Source organism: Terribacillus saccharophilus, from assembly GCF_002272745.1.
Taxonomy (GTDB): domain Bacteria; phylum Bacillota; class Bacilli; order Bacillales; family Amphibacillaceae; genus Terribacillus; species Terribacillus saccharophilus_B.
The window spans coordinates 119018-135575 of the sequence record NZ_NPBD01000001.1 but is presented as its reverse complement, the minus strand read 5'-3'; the positions used below and the strand labels follow the sequence as shown (position 1 = coordinate 135575).

The window sequence follows — 16558 nt, the reverse complement described above, 5'->3', positions numbered from 1 at the left end:
CTAAAACGCTACCATGAACCAGTTTTCTGCGTTTTTTCGAGCTGAAGCAATTTAGACTGGCGAGTCCATTCAGGTGTCGGTTCTTCCCAGGTGAACAAAATGATCTGCTGCACGTCTGCAGCAGCCCGCAGTATAGGAAGAAAGCGTTCCCTTCTTTCAAAATCTGTATGGCTGAATGCATCGTCAATTAATAACGGAAAGCTCTGCTGTGCCCCAAGATGTCGTGAGAGTGCCAGTCGCAGACAAAGATAAAGTTGTTCAATCGTACCCCTGGAGAGCTGCTCCACAGCAATATTTCTGCTGGACCAATCCTTTACAACCAAGCTTCCAGCCTCTGTCAGCGCAAGGCCCTTATACTGATCTGCCACCTTTGAAAATAAACTGCTCGCTTCGCTTAGGACTCTTGGGAATCGTTCTTCTTGAAAGGTTCTTTTTGTTTGTAAAAGCATATCATAAGCAAGTTTCCTTACAGCCCATTTTCGACCAGCTGCAGTTAGCATTTGCTTCTGCCTCTGCAGCTCATGATAAGCCACCGAAGCTGTTGTATCCGTCTCAAGATCAGCCAGCTTGACTTGCAGTGTGGCGGCACGCTTCCGATAATTATCCAGCTCTTCTTCCACAAACTCCTGTTCCGTTTCGAGACTGGCAATCACTTGCTCCACTTTATCCTGTTTGTACTCCATTTCTTCAGCTGAAAACTGCCCGCTAGGCAAAATGACTCGTAACTGCAATTGATAGTGCTCTAATTCTTCCATAAGTTGCGTTCTTATCCGATATTGCTCAGCTAAATACAGGAACTGTTTGTCATCTTTGGCTCCGGCATTTGCAAACAGATTTGCCTTTTGCTCCTGCAAAGGCTTGAGCTGCTTATCCAGCCTTTGTTTATGCTTCTGAATCTCCTGTTGGCGATCAAGCATCTGTTCCTTCGCATGCCTTAGCTTTTGCTGTGTCTCGATCACATATTCTGCTTGTTCAATTGTTTTCTCTGTTGGTAAATCCATCGGCAAACTCAATATGTCACGCAGTCGGTCAATAGTAATCCTATAGCGCAGCTGCTGCTCTTCACACTCTTGATTTACCTTGTTCAGCATACCTGCCAGCTGCTCTTTTGCTTTCCACTCTTGGACGGCTTTCTCCCAATGCATTAGCGGTACACCTGTTAAGTAAGGAAACTTCTCAAGGTGCATAGCTGTTTTTTGCTCAAGTTTCTCTCTTCTTATTACCTGCTTTGAGTGATCCTGCTGTAATTCCATAAGCTGTACTTCTAGAGGGTGACGCTGCTCCTCCAATTGACGCCAGCGGACTCGCAGTTCCTGCTGTTCTGCCAGTTTTTCGGAAGCATAGGAAGAACTCTCAGGCTGACTGTTAGGCTGATGTCCAAAGCGCCAATTCAAAACAGCACCGACCAGCAGAAAGATTCCACTTCCAGCTAAAAGCCAATTTGCAGTTAGACTACCAATACCACTTAATAGCACCGCAAAAACTAGCAAGAGGACAATAGGGGAAATTACTCTTTTAGGTAAGTCCTTTTCTGCACGTTTTATGTCCTTCTTGATGTGAAGTTCCCGATATTCCTTTTCTGAAATTAAACTCTGGTGGATCCTTTCCTGCAAATGATCAATTTTATCTATTTCCTGTCTTTTCGCAGCAATAGACTGTTGAATACGCTCACTCTCTGCATCCAAGATCATCATTTTTTCCTGAAGTGGACGCCATTCCCCGGCAGCTTCCGCGATATATGAATCCCAAGCGAATTCTTCCGGATAAGGATAACTTAGATGTACACTAGCTAGTTGGTTTCGGAGTTTATAACGTTCTTCCACCAATAGCTGCGTTCGTTTCATATCGGCTGTCCAATCTGTCCTAGCTGCCAGTTCATATAATTCCTTGTACAATTCATCTTTCAACAGCTGATCTTCTGCTGACACCAAATCCTTATTGATCAAAGCAGATTCCTTCGTGTGAACATGAAATTGAGCTTCCAAAGGCTGCAGCTGATGCTGGATTTGTTGCAGCTGTGCAAATCCTTCAGTAGGAAATGCCTCCACACTTGCCAGCTGCTTCAGCTGTTCCTTTGCGAAAGCCGCTTTCTTCTGCCAAGGAATAGCTTGCAATACTTGTTTCTGGACACTGGTCTGCGCGCGCAGTTCTGCCTTCCTCTTCTGCAGCTCATCCGTTTTCACTAGTATTTCCTGCAATTTTTCTTTGTCCGGAAGATAAGCTGCTTCCCTATCAGTCAGCTCCTGTACAAGGCGTTCCTGTTCAGAGAAAGTATGCAGCATTGTATTGATTTTCGGCTTCCTACCCTGAGGTCGGAATAACTGCTGCAATTCCTGCTGAAGCTTTTTCTCCAGCTTATGGACGTCGGCTGACCCTGTCTGCCCTGCATCCAAAAGGACTTTTCCCAAATGCTCCTTGTCTGTCAGTTGCAAGGAAACAAGTGCTTCCGTATCTAATGTAAAAACTTGGCGAAATACAGAAGCATCCATACCGTCAAACTGTTCCTCCAACCACTGCTGATCTTTTTGCTCAGAGCCTATATAGCAAATAGCCTGTCCATTATGCTGGTCCAGAATCCGTTCGACAACTACTTCTCCATCGGGAAAACGGAGATTGAGTCGTCCACCTGGAGTACCGCCAGTCCTTGGTTTATATGATTCAAGTTCCCTTGAACGCATCCCGAATAAAATGTAAATAAAAAAGGCTTTTAAGGTCGATTTACCAGCCTCATTCTCTCCCTGGATGATAACAAAAGAGCTATCCTTGAAATCGAAAGTATAATCATGCCATTTACCGAAATCATAAATATGTCCGCCGCTAATTTGCAATTTCATTCTACCTCCAATAAAGTTTGGAGCAGCAGTTGTTTCGCTTCCTCCAGCATCTCCTGTAATTCTTCCTGAGAATAAGACTGCTTGATTTTACGGAATTGACGATTTCCCATCAGCTCCTCCAAACTATGTGTCATGTCATTCTCTGAATAGGTAGTTGTGTACAGCGCAGCAGTGAAATCATTACGTTCCAGAAACAGCTCTTCATTCATGTCTATAGTTGCCTGAACAGTAAAACCAGCAAGTATGAGCTGGCTGCCAAGACTTTGCTGCTGCTCATTGATGACCTCAAGCAACTCCTCCAAACGTTCCTCCTGGCTCCATCGCATTAACAGATTTGCAGGACCATGGAAGATTACGTGGAGCACAGCCTCTCCAAACGCATCCTCCCAATTAATACAGCTTTCCAGCACTGCCTTTTCGATATCATATAATGCTGTTCCTTCTTTGACTTCCACGTCCACTGTTTCAAACCGTATATCCTGCAGAGGAAGAAACGTCATTGCACAGGATTGCCCCTCCAATTCCACCAGATAACAGCCCTTTTCTCCGGATTCTTTACGATGTCTGCCCTGGATATTTCCTGAGTAGACAATTGGCGGCTGCTCGGACAATACTTCACGCTTATGAATGTGCCCCAGCGCCCAATAATCAAAACCAGCTTGTTTCAGCTCATCTACGCTGAAGGGAGCATAAACATCTGCAGCACTTCCTTTACCTAGACTGCCATGAAGCATGCCTATCTGGTAAATTCCAGCGCCTTTAGATTCGTATTCCAGCGCCTTTCTTGATTTAATATGTCTAGTCGTATAACTAAAGCCATGGATTGCCACTGCTGGCTCGCCATTCTTTTCATAGAAGAAGGTATCCACTTTTTCGGATTGAAAAATATGTACATTATCCGGGTATTTCATCATTGGTTTTTTACCAGTAAAATCGTGATTTCCGTACTGCATATACACATCAATACTGTGCTTCTGCAGTTCTTCACAGGCTTCACGCAAGGCAACGAGTGCTTTAAGAGATTGTCTGTTGGAATCGAAGATATCTCCTGCCAGTAAGACAAAATCCACTTTATTTGTAATTGCACACTGTACAAGCTGTTTCAAGGATTGAAAGGTGCTGTCCTGCAAACGGCTTTTCATTGCAGGATACGCAGCAGTCAACCCTTCCATTTGGCTATCCAGATGAAGATCGGCAGCATGAATGAATGTTAGTTTAGGCAGCATAATGTTTCCTTCCTATAGTCGTTTGCTTCTATAGTAGCATGCACTCTTTACGAATGCACGTTCGGTTTGAAAACAAAAGAAAACCCCTTTGCCAAATGGCAAAGAGGTTTTTGCTTACTCCTCTGGCTGACCGTAAAGCTCTTCCAAAGGTTTTGTGATGATTCGGCTGATATCATTGATCGCAATGTTCAGACGCTGTTCTTGTTCCATCAATTTCGCAATCTGTTCGTCCTGCTGAACTACTTGGACTACACTTTGTGCTTTTTGTACTTCTTCTTCTGTAATTTCCTGTCCTTGCATTTGCTTTTGCTGCAATTCAAGTTGGATGTTACGGAAGTTTTCGAACATCTCTTTGGAAGACGGATCGTTCATTACCGTATCATAAGCGGCTTTCAAGCCTTTGAATTCTTCACTTTCACGGATTGCTTTTTCTAAGTCATACGCATGATCGTACATATTAGCCATGGGTACGTACCTCCTCATTTTTACTCAAGTTCCACTATAACAAACCGATAGAGCGCTGTATAGTTCGAGCCATCAGATAAAGAGTGCGATAATTCCTTGCACGATTCCGATGATGCCACCTAATAGGAATCCGAGGTATGTGATCAGCTTGAATTCTTTATTAGAGATTGCCAGGACCAGTTCTTCGACTCGCTCCAGCGGAAAACCGGATACCTCTTTTTCGACCATCTTGGAAAGCTCCAATTGTTCCATGATAACTGGCACCTGTTCAGAAAGACGTTGAAGGACTCGTCCGACCAACAGAGTCAGTTTGTCTTCGATTACATTGTCTTGTAAGTTTTGCATATACACTTGGATCGGTGTGTCTAACATCTCATCAAATGGTATCGACTTCCTGACCACTTGCTGGATAGCTTCGTCTATTGTTTCTTTTCCGATTGTTTCGGTCACTTGGCCTACTTTCTTGTCCATCAATTTATTCAGCTCATCTGCAAGCAACTGATGCAGCCAGCGATGGGTGCCTTCTGCTCCTACCGATTCGCTAATTACAGGCTGAATTTTATCGACAGCACTGTTAGGATCCATAAAGGAGGACAGCATACTGCCGAGAAAACCTCTGCCTTGCAGAAAGCTTTGGACAAGCTCCTGTATTTTCCGCCGTCCATCATAGCTATCCACATATGTTACAAGCATCTGCTGAATATGTGAAGCTGCTCTATCTGCTGCAGCTTCTGTCCTTTGTTTCAATTCGTCTGGCAACAGACTGCCTAGTTCCTTCTCTGCCTGTTTTTCCAGCTGTGTTTGTAATAATGAAGCAGTCTTTGTATGAAGATCATTTGCCGCCACAGTTATATTCAAATCAGACAGCAGCTGCCGAGGTGTACGCTCCGAACGGAGAAATCGAAACAATTCGCGCTTCGCCCACGTATTAACCTTAAGCTGAAAGCTATCATCAATCAGTCTTGCTTGCATGCCTTTTGGCGTTAGTAAATGATCAACAACCGTTTTTCCAAGCGAACGTGCCAAGTCACTCCTGCGTTTAGGAATTAATCCAGGGGTAAATGGAAGCCGCCATTTACCGATATATATAGCACGATGGGGCTTAAACAGCATCTTAATCGCCAAGTAATTCGTGATACCGCCAATCAAGGCACCAATAAGCGCCATGGATAAAATCAACCAAATATCTCCACTATTCATGTTGTATCGACCTTTCTGTTTACTTGGGTTTTAGTATAATACAATTAACACCAATTACAAAGAAACAGATTGTATGGATAGGAGAAGTGCGTATGCTGGAGGAACTGGAAAAACTATTTTCGGGTATCAAAACGGCAGACAGCCTTAATGGACTCGATATGAAAACACATTATTGGTTTCGATTGGAGGATGGCGAGATTATCGGTTTACCCGCCAATCAGCTGAACGAACGTGAGCTTGCCTTACTTCATCATATTGGTTCACCAATTACTACACCAACTGGCAGCAGTACAGATACAGCCTGGGATCAGCTTCTTCACGGTGAAAAAATGACGGCTGAATTAACTGAGAATCCATTATATGATTTCGGCTGCCGCTTCATCTTCTTTACCATAGAAGGGCATGTTAAACCAGAGGTGTTCAGGGAAGCAATGGATAGTCTGACCGATCATCCGCTTGCATGTCTGTGGTTCACGAAACAGACAGGCTTACTGGTTGAAAGCCGTCATGCCGAATCTATCTTATATGAAGAAATTGTCGACATGCTTATGTATGATTTATCTGTCCCGCTCCGACTATTTGTAAGTCCTTGGCTGCACTCTGTAAAAGACGCATCAGAACAATATGAATGGCTACTTACAGCGTACAGACAGGTTCCTTCCCATTCAGCCAAGCATGTGCTGTATTTCCATGATGCTGTACCGCAATTGATCAGTATACTGCTGCCGGAGACGGACCGAAAGTACATCGCGCATCACATCCTGCAAGGGTTGAATAAGGATGAAGAACTGCTGCGTACAGTTCGTATGTATTTCTCTTGCAATCAAAATCTTACTCTTACAGCAAAAAAGCTGTACATACACCGCAATAGCTTGAATTATCGTTTGGAGAAACTAACAGAGAAAACTGGTCTCGACATTCGGAAATTCCAGGATGCTTTTGCCCTTTATCTAGCGCTCCATTCCCTTCCATAAAGAAAGAGGCACCGAATCGGTGCCTCTCTTGCCATCGATATGAAATTAGAATTGACCGCCGCTAAGCTGAGACTGTGCAGAAGCTACAAGACGTTTTGTGATTTCTCCACCAACAGAACCGTTAGCACGGGAAGTTTCACTTCCGCCTAGAGAAACACCAAATTCTTGTGCGATTTCGTATTTCATTTGATCAATTGCTTGTTGTACGCCAGGTACTACCAAATCGTTTGTGTTTGCCATGTTTGTTCACCTCCTATGACTATAGTTTGGTCAGGAAGGCGCTTTTTATCAGGCTTACTTATTGGAACTCCTGGTGAAACATGGCAGTTACTTCGGATAGGTCATTTCTTCAGGTTTTATATAAGAATCGAATTGTTCTTCTGTCAGTAATCCGCTTGCTACTGCTGCTTCTTTTAATGTTGTATTATCCGCAAATGCTGTTTTAGCAATCTTCGCAGCATTTTCATAACCGATATGTGGATTTAAAGCTGTCACAAGCATTAAGGAATCCTGAAGATTCTTTGCAATCTTTTCTCGATTCGGTTCAATTCCAACTGCACAACGATCATTGAAGGACAGCATGCTATCGGCCAAAAGCTGCGCAGATTGAATGAAGTTATAAGCAATAACCGGTTTAAACACATTCAACTCGAAATTCCCTTGACTGGCTGCAAATCCAATTGCAGCATCATTGCCCATTACTTGAACAGCTACCATGGTAACTGCTTCACTCTGAGTAGGATTGACCTTACCAGGCATAATGGAACTGCCAGGTTCGTTAGCCGGAATCTCAATTTCACCAATCCCACAACGTGGTCCGCTTGCCAGCCAGCGCACATCGTTGGCGATCTTCATCATATCTGCAGCAAGACCCTTCAACGCACCGTGTGCATACACGATCTCATCGTGACTTGTAAGAGCATGAAACTTATTCACTGCTGAACTGAATTCTTTACCAGTAGCCTCGGAAAGTTCCTGACAAACCTTCTCAGAGAAATCAGGATGAGCATTCAAGCCTGTTCCGACTGCTGTTCCGCCAATAGCCAGTTCCTGGACAAAGGGAATGCTTGTCCTAATCATCTGTTCCGATTTTTCCAGCATACGATGCCAGCCACTAATTTCCTGGCCAAGCGTAAGTGGTGTTGCGTCCTGTAAATGAGTCCGACCTATTTTCACGATATCCTGATACGCATCAGATTTTTCCTTCAGGGTTGTTTTGAGCTGATTCAAAGCAGGCAATACCACATCTTCCAGCTGTGTAACAGCAGCTATATGTAAAGCTGTCGGATAAGTGTCATTTGAGCTTTGAGACTTGTTGACATCATCATTCGGATGCAAACGCACTTCTTTTCCTTGTTCCTCAAGCCACTTGTTTCCGACAAAAGCAATAACTTCATTAACGTTCATATTCGATTGTGTCCCGCTGCCTGTCTGCCAGACAACTAGCGGAAAATGATCATCCAGCTCACCGCTTGTAATTTGATCCGCGGCATAGCCGATAGCATCACTTTTATCTTTTTCCAGCAAACCTAAATCATGATTGGCTTTTGCAGCACTTTTCTTAAGCAAAGCGAAAGCGTATACAATTTCTTTCGGCATTCTTTCTGAACCAATCGGAAAATTCTCTCTGCTGCGCTGAGTTTGCGCTCCCCAAAACTTGTCTGCAGGTACCTGAATTTCCCCAATTGTATCTTTTTCCATACGAAATTCCATTTTACTTCCCCTCTCCAAAATCTTCATTTGATAAGGCATCTTTATTGTAACAAATAATCTTCTATTTTGCGGCTATCATCTTCGGAAGGTTGGCCATCTTTTCACTTTTGAAAAAATTTAATAATTTCGCTACCTTTCCTGTTTACAATATGTTAGAATCGGAGTTGAGTTAATAATCAATCAATTTATTTCGTGCAGCATCTATAAGCACATCTGAACAAGTAAGCTTTGGCATACTATACCAGTTATGCCGCTAATTCTATATGTGACCTCCCATCACATAAATTGGAGCCACTGCCCATTAGGACAGTGGCTCTTTTTCAGCTCTTAAGATCAGACTCCATTTGAAAATGTTCTTCCAATGTTGTATTTTCTTCATATATTTGCTTCGCCAGATCTTTTCCGACATAGCGGATGTGCCACGGCTCATAGCTGTAACCAGTTATATCGGATTTTCCTTCCGGATATCGAATAATATAACCATATTCATGTGCATGTTCCGCCAGCCATTTCCCTTCATCTGTATCGATGAACGTTTCCTCCAGCGCTAATGCCATCTCTGCAGATGTCAAATCAATAGCAAGCCCTGTTTGATGCTCACTCCGGCCAGGTCTGGACGATACTTTATCCGTTTCTTCCTGCCCTTGGGTCGCTACGTTATTCTCATAAATCTCTTTTTGTCTTTCTTCCGATCGGTACCCGCTTGCAGCTACCAGTTCCATCCCGTCCTTCTGGGAAGCGGCGAACAGATCTTCCAATGCTTCAGCTGCTTCTTTACGCATTTTTCGCTTCTCTAGATGCTCACTGAAGTAAAACGGTACGTCTGGCTCGACTAAGTCCTTCGGTTGCCAGCCATCCGGAAACTTTCTGGTTTTGTTTACGACAACTTCGATACTATCCGGATTATCAACTGTCACGGGTTTCTCGATTGAGCCTACCACATCTTCCGCTTCGTCCTGATGCTGATCAGGCTTTGTCTCAGCTGTCTGCTCCTCAGCAGCAGTATCTTCTTCTTGCTGCGACTGTTCTGCCTGCTGGTTCTCTGTCTGCTTATCAACAGTCTTATTTTCATTTGTGTCTTGATTCTGGCTTGTTTGCTGGTTTTGACATCCAGCTGCAACTAGCACAGCGCTAAGCGCAGCAAACAGCATCAAACGCTTCATTTCTAAAATCTCCTCTTCGTTCATGTAGTTTTGAGGATATTATAGCATAGGTATCAAATATTTTCGCACGTAAAAAGACCTGCCTTGTCCCATGACAAAACAGATCCTGTAAAATTTTATGTTATTCGAAAGTATAGTGGCGATAAGCTGCACTTAACTCCTTGAATCGTTCCGCGTCTTTTTGGTCAATACACTCATTGATTTGGGCTTCCAGTCTATTCTTGTTCCAGGTAAAATAAAATTCATCCAGCATAAGTCTTGTGGCCAGCTTCACTTCAAACGAAATCTCCCGTTTAGCAGTAACATAAGCACGCTTCCTCTTCGTTCTTTGCAGACGATAGACAACTTTATGCTTCTTCATGGAACGATTCCCCCTGGTTCCTTTTTTCCATTATGCTGGATTCACATTAATTTTGCAACAATTTTCTGATTTGTTCGTTAAATTAATGTAAATGCGGAACAGGGTGATGCTTTTGATCATCCGGATCTGGCGGTTTAACAAACTTCAATGTGAGTAAAGCTGCTATAAAGGCAGCACCTGCAAATGTAACGATCAGCCAGATAAAATCTACTTTTAATAAAATGGCAACTGCAGGCGGTCCAGCGGCAACGCCGACATAACGCATTGCACTTAATAATGATGTAACTGTCCCGCGGACATCCTTTTCCATATTACTTGTAACCAAAGAATCTAAGCAAGGCAGTCCCGCTCCGATTCCTACACCAGCAACAAGAAATACTGCCATCATAAAGAAAATCCCTTTTGAGAAATAGAGAGCAATAGTTACGACACCCGCAACAACTACTCCTGTAAATATGATCCATTTCATGAGTTTACCGTTGTTTTTTATCCATTTACCCGTCAAATAAGATGCTAGGCACAAAGCCGCAAGCGGTATGGCTAAAACTGCTCCCTTCAGTATGCCGTGCATGCCATACTTTTCTTCCAACACTGTACTCAAGTAGAATAGGATGCCGAAAAGAAGAAACATAAGAATGGCCCCGATTAGGAAGGTAGCTGTCAGCCAGCCGCCATGTTCATGAAATGTTGCCTTCGTGTTCTTCATAAATGTCTTGAAATCATTACCCTTTTTATCGTCTTTAGGCTTTTTGATAAGGAATAGGACCAATAAGAAGGAAATCGCACAAAAAACAGGGATTGCGTAAAACGGCAAATACCAAAGGAACCCCGCAAGCAGCGCTCCGAGCACGGGACTTAATACTTTCCCGAAAGTATTGGCCGTTTCGACGAGACCAAGTGTGGCACTTACATCTTCCTCTTTTTCGAACATATCCCCAACAAGCGGGAGCACAACTGGTGCTGCACCTGCAACACCTATCCCTTGAAGAATCCTTCCAATTAGGATCCAAAGATACGGACTCTCACTGCCGACTGAGAATATCCCGGCTATCAGTCCACCGGCTCCAGCAATGACCAGTGAAGGCAGAATTACTGCTTTTCGTCCAAATCGATCTGATAGAAAGCCAGCAATCGGAATGAATATGATGGCTACAATGGAATAGAATGTAATGATAAAACTTGATTGCAGTTTCGTTATATCTAATTCCTCTTCCATCAACGGAAGCACAGGCAGCAGCATGCTGTTCCCAAGTGTCATTATCAAGGGAATGGAAGCCAAAGCTATAATTGCCCCGCGCATTTCCTTTGGTGAGTTACCTGATGATGTATTCTTTTCACCCATATGTCGTCTCCTGCCTTTCACATACTACTTTCATTTTTTACAAAGCAGGAGTTTTTTATCCAATGAAAAAATCCCAGACTTATCTGGGATTAATTTGCCTGCTGCAGCAGGGCTGGAATATCTGCATAAGTCCAATAACAATTGCGCCAGCCTTGTTCTCTGGCCAGCATCTCAAAGTTCTCTGCCTCGCTTCCGTAGAAACGGATGATCGCTTGCTCCGGTGTCTCTGCCTCGGGGCCGATCACGATATCCAGTTCCTTGTAAAAACGCATGCCACTCAAGCTGCCTTCAATAATGACCTTTTCCTGGCTCATTTTTTTCAACCCCTTCGTATAATGATCAAACAGAAGAATATAATGTACTATCTTGTACCCATTCTGGACAGGCACTAACCGTTCCTGCTCCAGAATTAGATCGGAGGAAACTTTACATATGGGCCAGTACGATAATCTGAAAGCTGGTGAGAAAGGAGCTTTGCTTAGCATCGCAGCTTATTTGCTGTTATCCTTTATCAAATTGCTTGTCGCCTACATTGGAGATTCAGATGCCTTGCTTGCCGACGGGCTGAACAATACAACGGATGTCGTAGCCTCTGTTGCCGTGCTGGTCGGACTGCGCATCTCCCGCAAACCGCCTGACCCTGACCATAGATATGGGCATTTCCGAGCTGAGACCATTGCATCACTTGTTGCTGCTTTTATTATGATCTCGGTTGGACTTCATGTCTTATTCGATACACTTGAGCGTTTAATGGAACCAGATTATGTCCAGCCTGATATGCTGACAGGTTGGACTGCCTTAGGATCAGCTTTCGTTATGATGCTGGTATACCGTTACAACTATGCCCTGGCCAAACGAATTCAAAGCCCTGCCCTTATGGCTGCTGCACAAGATAATCGTTCTGACGGAATGGTCAGTATAGGTGCTTTCGTGGGAATCTTCGGGGCTCAGTTCGGCTATTATTGGCTTGATCCGCTGGCAGGATTCGTCGTCGGAATATTGATCTGTAAAACGGCATGGGATATTTTCTATGATGCAACGTATTCGCTTACTGATGGATATGATGTGGACAGGTTATTGAAGATCCGTCACAGTATTCTTGAGGATAAAGATGTTCTGGAGGTAGTCGAAATCAAAGCAAGACTGCACGGTAATCAATCCCTCGTTGATGTCATCATTCGTGTTGATGCATCTCTCAATGTGAAAGAAAGCCATGCCATCACGGAAAGATTGGAGAAGCTCCTCACCAAGAAACATGACATCTTTCATACTTTTATCCATATTGAGCCATAGAAAAAAGCCTATACCAAGAGTGGTATAGGCTTCTCTTTATTCTTCGTCTTGATTTGTCAGGATGATTGGTCCATCTTTTGTGATAACGATTGTATGTTCATATTGAGCAGACAAAGTACCGTCGACCGTTCGAGCAGTCCAATTGTTATCATCCATCTGACTGCCCCATTCGCCGATATTAAGCATCGGTTCGATTGTTATGACCATACCCTCTTTCAAACGAGGTCCTTTATTCGGCAAACCGAAATGAGGGATATGCGGTTCTTCATGGATAGTTGGTCCAATTCCGTGTCCTGTGAAATCACGTACGACAGAATAGCCTTCCGCTTCTGCAAATTGTTGAATTGCATGGCCGATATCACCAATTCTGGCGCCAGGCTGTGCTTTTTCAATTCCTTTATACAGGGATTCCTTCGTTACTTCCAGCAAACGCTGTGCAGCTTCACTGATCTCGCCGACACCATAAGTCCAGGCAGAATCAGCTAGACCTCCATTTAAATTAACAACCATATCGATTGTTACGATATCTCCATTTTTCAATGGCTCGTTTCTTGGGAATCCGTGGCAGATTTCATCATTGATAGAAGCACAAGTTGCATATGCATAGCCATTGTAGCCCTTCTGCTCAGCTGTTGCACCATGCTTGGCTAAGTAATCTTCCACGAATGAATCGATTTCCATTGTTGTGATTCCTGGCTTAATCATGTTACGAATTTCTTTATGAATATCAGCAAGCAGCTGACCTGCTGCCCGCATCATTTCTATCTCACGTTCACTTTTGCGGTTAATCATTTGTTTCTCTTCCTTTCTGACGGCAAAGCTTACTTTTCCACTATAGAGTGTATCATATTATGCCAAATCGTTTAAATCGTTACGCTGTTTACTTTATTCAATCCAACGGTTCATTGTCCTTTATATTAGAATGGTTGGCAATCAGCAGAGCAAAGACAAGCAAGACTATCGCCAACGCATACAGAAGGATGGTGAGAGGATTTTCGTGATCAATGATAATGAGCCGAATGATTGCTGTTATTCCTATGTAGATAAAATAGCGAAGGGGAAAATGGTAGTCATGCGTAAAGTACTTGATGATTAAACTGATGAACTCGAAATAGAGAAAATAGACGATGATACCTTCCGCCAAATAAAAATAGCCTACCTCTTCATTACGGATAAGCAGTACATCAAAAATGAATACTGTTTTCTTTAACAGAAAGACCACAAGGATCATCGCAAGGATGGTCAAAGTGATATTTAATATCGTTTGCAGAAATATAGCGATAAACGCCGTTTTCTTTTGCAGTTCCCGCATTTTTCTCCCTCCTATGCTTGTCTTAAATATACTGGCGTTAGCAAAATTATATGCGTCGAAGGTATAGGCTTTTTTTATATAAGATACCCTTGAATAATTGGAAAGGAAAGGCCAGAATGGAAGTAACATACAAGGAGGTTATGCAGTGATTCAAATCGATCATGTACATAAGCAATATGGAAATAAGAAGGCTGTGAGCGACGTCAGTCTGACAGTCCCTACCGGTAAGATATTCGGTTTTCTGGGACCAAATGGTGCAGGTAAGTCCACCACGATTAAAATGGTGACTGGTATCTTGCCAGTTGATTCAGGAACAATCTCCGTTAATGGGAAGGACATCACGTCGGATACAATCGCTGCGAAACAGGAATTCGGCTACGTTCCGGATAGCCCAGATCTATTTCTACGGCTAAAAGGCTTGGATTATCTTCATTTCCTAAGTGATATTTATGGGATTGCCGCCGATGTGAGAGAAGCAAGAATTGAGGAATACAGCAAGATGTTCAGTATCTACGAAGCATTAGGAGATCAGATTAAAACATATTCGCATGGAATGCGGCAGAAGCTGTTTATAACCGGAATGCTCGTACAGCAGCCATCTGTCTGGATTCTGGATGAACCAATGACTGGATTAGATCCGAAATCTTCTTATCAACTGAAGGAACTAATGCGAAATCATGCTGCGAACGGCCATACGGTCTTTTTCTCCTCTCATGTGTTAGAGGTTGTTGAACAGCTTTGTGATGAAGTGGCCATTATTCGGAAGGGTGAGCTTCTTTTCCAAGGTACTTTAACGGAAATGAGGGAGAGGTTCCAATCAGATGATAGCTTGGAGCATATTTTCCTGGAGCTGACTCAGGATGCATAAGCCGATCCGCTCGCTCATCCGTATTCAGCTGAAAATGCAGTATGCCAACATATTCCAGAAACCGAGTGTAGTTATCGGTTTGGTATTCGGGATAATCGGACTCCTTTTTCTAGGCATGATGTTCGGCGGGTATATGCTGCAAATCATTGATGTTATGTACGGCTTGCTGGAACCGTCCGGTAATACCAATGTGATATTAGGGTCCTTATTCTTGATGAATTTCTTCCTCATTTTCATCCTATCGTTAATGTTAATTATGAATACGTTCTATTTCACGGAGGATATTACATCATTCCTTCATCTGCCAGTCCACTCTTATCAGCTGCTTATCGCCAAATCGCTGAATCCGCTGATTTATGTTTATTTGCTTACAGCGGCCATGTATTTACCTGTCAGTATTTACTATGGCATATTAAGTGGTGCTGATTTGATGTATTACGTCTATGTTCTTCTCCTCTTCTTCCTGATTCCGACCATACCTTATGCATTGGCAGCTGCTGTGGTCATGTTCGCTATGCAGTTCGTCAATAAAGGAAAGAACAAAGATAGAAGTAAGGTCATCGGCGGTATTATTGGATTTGTTTTAATCATCTTATTAAATGTCGTCTTACGGTTACAGCAAGATCCAGAGCAAATTGCTCAGGTAATTGCAGACAGTGCTGAAAAAGGCGGACTGCTGCAGATGGCCACACTGTATTACCCGCCTGCATCGCTGATGTCACATATACTTACAAGTGCAGGATCTTGGCAAAGCCTGCTTTACTTTGTCATCGTATTGCTGCTTGCACTTTTTGCGGGGCTGATATTCTTTGCAGCTGCACAGAAATTTTATTTGAAAGGTGCATTAGGCCTTAATACTGGTTCAGGCAAAGTATACAGTGGCAAAGGTCTGCACCGTAAACCAAGGTCGATTATCAGTACATACCGCACAAAAGAATTACAGACTATCTTCCGGACACCGACATTCTTCCTGCAATGTGTCGCTGGCGCTTTTGTCATGCCTGCTCTATTGGTCGTTATCTTTTTCATGGGGGATTTTGCTTCTGCTACAACCATGATTAAAGAAATAAGCGGTAGTATGTTATTCGTGGTCATCCTTTTCGCGAACGTTTTTTCCGTCGGTCTAAATCCAATCAGTATTGTCAGCTTCTCAAAAGATGGACAGAGCTGGGAAGCGCATCTGTTTCTGCCATTAACCATGCGGCAGATTGTGATTGCCAAGCTGCAAGCTGCGTTCCTGATCAATTTGCTCCCGCTTTCTGTTTTATTTGTGATAGCTGTGCCTGTGATACAGATGAATCTATGGGAAGCCTTGCTATGGGTGATCATCGCATTGTTTGTTAACGCGGCGGTCACAGTCATCGGAATGGTCAGCGATTTACTTTATCCGAAGCTTGGCTGGACAGAAGAGACAGAGCTATTTCAGAACAGGCTGGCAAATCTAATCTCCATCGTAATTTCAGCAGGGGCATTTGCTTTCCTGTTAGCTCTGTTGCTCATCCTGAAAATCCCGATGGTCGTTTCGTTCATTGTCACCTTGCTTTACATCAGTGCGATGATTGTTCTCTTATTCTATATTGTCAGCAGGCTGCTGAAGACTGCCGACCGAACAAGTCTCTCCAGATAAAAAGAAGCTTTGCACGATTTGTGCAAAGCTTCTTCATTTATAAATTAATAGCCGTAACCGTAATCGTTGCCACCTACATAAGATGAACCGACAATGATTAAAAGGATGAATAATACAACCAAAAATGCGAAGCCGAAGCCTCCCTCATTCCCTTTAGACATTTTACTTCCCCCTTTTCTT

The 16558-nt window shown here is 43.3% G+C and carries 17 protein-coding genes; 4 read left to right on the top strand and 13 right to left on the bottom strand.

Translation table 11 applies throughout. The features are described from left to right. Nucleotides 1-8 precede the first annotated feature (8 nt). The 4 genes from CHH58_RS00620 to CHH58_RS00605 all read right to left on the bottom strand — a co-directional run bounded on the left by CHH58_RS00620 (nucleotide 9) and on the right by CHH58_RS00605 (nucleotide 5725). Nucleotides 9-2834 carry an AAA family ATPase gene (locus tag CHH58_RS00620; RefSeq protein WP_095261833.1) on the bottom strand — a complete coding sequence of 942 codons (2826 nt, stop codon included), beginning with the start codon at nucleotides 2832-2834 and terminating at the stop codon, nucleotides 9-11. Next, nucleotides 2831-4060: a metallophosphoesterase family protein gene (locus CHH58_RS00615; RefSeq protein WP_095261832.1), complete on the bottom strand. Its 1230-nt coding sequence runs from the start codon at nucleotides 4058-4060 to the stop codon at nucleotides 2831-2833. Before CHH58_RS00615 ends, CHH58_RS00620 begins: the two co-directional genes overlap by 4 nt. A gap of 114 nt (nucleotides 4061-4174) precedes the next feature. Further along, nucleotides 4175-4525: a YlbF family regulator gene (locus CHH58_RS00610; protein WP_038559205.1), complete on the bottom strand. Its 351-nt coding sequence runs from the start codon at nucleotides 4523-4525 to the stop codon at nucleotides 4175-4177. Between the two features lie 72 nt (nucleotides 4526-4597). After that, nucleotides 4598-5725 (bottom strand): DUF445 domain-containing protein, encoded by a 1128-nt coding sequence (locus tag CHH58_RS00605; RefSeq protein ID WP_095261831.1) that lies wholly within the window; start codon nucleotides 5723-5725, stop codon nucleotides 4598-4600. 92 nt (nucleotides 5726-5817) lie between these two features. On the opposite strand from CHH58_RS00605, the gene CHH58_RS00600 reads away from it, so the two are divergent. Next, nucleotides 5818-6699 carry a PucR family transcriptional regulator gene (locus tag CHH58_RS00600; protein ID WP_095261830.1) on the top strand — a complete coding sequence of 294 codons (882 nt, stop codon included), beginning with the start codon at nucleotides 5818-5820 and terminating at the stop codon, nucleotides 6697-6699. Between the two features lie 45 nt (nucleotides 6700-6744). On the opposite strand, the gene CHH58_RS00595 is transcribed toward CHH58_RS00600, so the two are convergent. From CHH58_RS00595 to CHH58_RS00570, 6 genes are all read right to left on the bottom strand, one after another. Further along, the gene (locus CHH58_RS00595; protein WP_095229784.1) at nucleotides 6745-6939 is read right to left on the bottom strand and encodes an alpha/beta-type small acid-soluble spore protein; all 195 of its coding nucleotides are present in this window, start codon (nucleotides 6937-6939) and stop codon (nucleotides 6745-6747) included. An 87-nt stretch (nucleotides 6940-7026) separates the two neighbouring features. After that, nucleotides 7027-8412, bottom strand: a complete 1386-nt coding sequence (gene fumC, locus CHH58_RS00590; protein ID WP_095261829.1) for a class II fumarate hydratase — start codon at nucleotides 8410-8412, stop codon at nucleotides 7027-7029. A gap of 320 nt (nucleotides 8413-8732) precedes the next feature. Next, the gene (locus CHH58_RS00585) at nucleotides 8733-9575 is read right to left on the bottom strand and encodes a M15 family metallopeptidase (protein WP_249274993.1); all 843 of its coding nucleotides are present in this window, start codon (nucleotides 9573-9575) and stop codon (nucleotides 8733-8735) included. A 121-nt stretch (nucleotides 9576-9696) separates the two neighbouring features. Next, nucleotides 9697-9936, bottom strand: a complete 240-nt coding sequence (locus CHH58_RS00580; protein WP_095229777.1) for an IDEAL domain-containing protein — start codon at nucleotides 9934-9936, stop codon at nucleotides 9697-9699. Between the two features lie 82 nt (nucleotides 9937-10018). Next, complete coding sequence (locus CHH58_RS00575; RefSeq protein ID WP_095261828.1) at nucleotides 10019-11278, bottom strand: MFS transporter; 1260 nt, start codon at nucleotides 11276-11278, stop codon at nucleotides 10019-10021. A gap of 89 nt (nucleotides 11279-11367) precedes the next feature. Then, nucleotides 11368-11592 carry a hypothetical protein gene (locus tag CHH58_RS00570; RefSeq protein ID WP_095229773.1) on the bottom strand — a complete coding sequence of 75 codons (225 nt, stop codon included), beginning with the start codon at nucleotides 11590-11592 and terminating at the stop codon, nucleotides 11368-11370. Nucleotides 11593-11710: 118 nt separating this feature from the next. On the opposite strand from CHH58_RS00570, the gene CHH58_RS00565 reads away from it, so the two are divergent. After that, nucleotides 11711-12571, top strand: a complete 861-nt coding sequence (locus tag CHH58_RS00565; RefSeq protein ID WP_095229771.1) for a cation diffusion facilitator family transporter — start codon at nucleotides 11711-11713, stop codon at nucleotides 12569-12571. A 36-nt stretch (nucleotides 12572-12607) separates the two neighbouring features. Here CHH58_RS00565 and map read toward each other — a convergent pair whose 3' ends face one another. Continuing rightward, nucleotides 12608-13363 carry a type I methionyl aminopeptidase gene (map, locus tag CHH58_RS00560; RefSeq protein WP_095261827.1) on the bottom strand — a complete coding sequence of 252 codons (756 nt, stop codon included), beginning with the start codon at nucleotides 13361-13363 and terminating at the stop codon, nucleotides 12608-12610. A 97-nt stretch (nucleotides 13364-13460) separates the two neighbouring features. Next, the gene (gene psiE, locus CHH58_RS00555) at nucleotides 13461-13883 is read right to left on the bottom strand and encodes a phosphate-starvation-inducible protein PsiE (protein WP_095229767.1); all 423 of its coding nucleotides are present in this window, start codon (nucleotides 13881-13883) and stop codon (nucleotides 13461-13463) included. 145 nt (nucleotides 13884-14028) lie between these two features. On the opposite strand from psiE, the gene CHH58_RS00550 reads away from it, so the two are divergent. Together CHH58_RS00550 and CHH58_RS00545 are read left to right on the top strand one after the other, a co-directional pair. Further along, nucleotides 14029-14751, top strand: a complete 723-nt coding sequence (locus CHH58_RS00550) for an ABC transporter ATP-binding protein (protein ID WP_095261826.1) — start codon at nucleotides 14029-14031, stop codon at nucleotides 14749-14751. Beyond that, nucleotides 14744-16378: a putative ABC transporter permease subunit gene (locus CHH58_RS00545; protein WP_095229763.1), complete on the top strand. Its 1635-nt coding sequence runs from the start codon at nucleotides 14744-14746 to the stop codon at nucleotides 16376-16378. The genes CHH58_RS00550 and CHH58_RS00545 overlap by 8 nt, the downstream gene beginning before the upstream one ends. 44 nt (nucleotides 16379-16422) lie before the next feature. Here the strand turns inward: CHH58_RS00545 and CHH58_RS00540 are convergent, their stop codons facing one another. Continuing rightward, nucleotides 16423-16539, bottom strand: a complete 117-nt coding sequence (locus tag CHH58_RS00540) for a YjcZ family sporulation protein (RefSeq protein ID WP_095219540.1) — start codon at nucleotides 16537-16539, stop codon at nucleotides 16423-16425. Nucleotides 16540-16558: the final 19 nt, after the last annotated feature.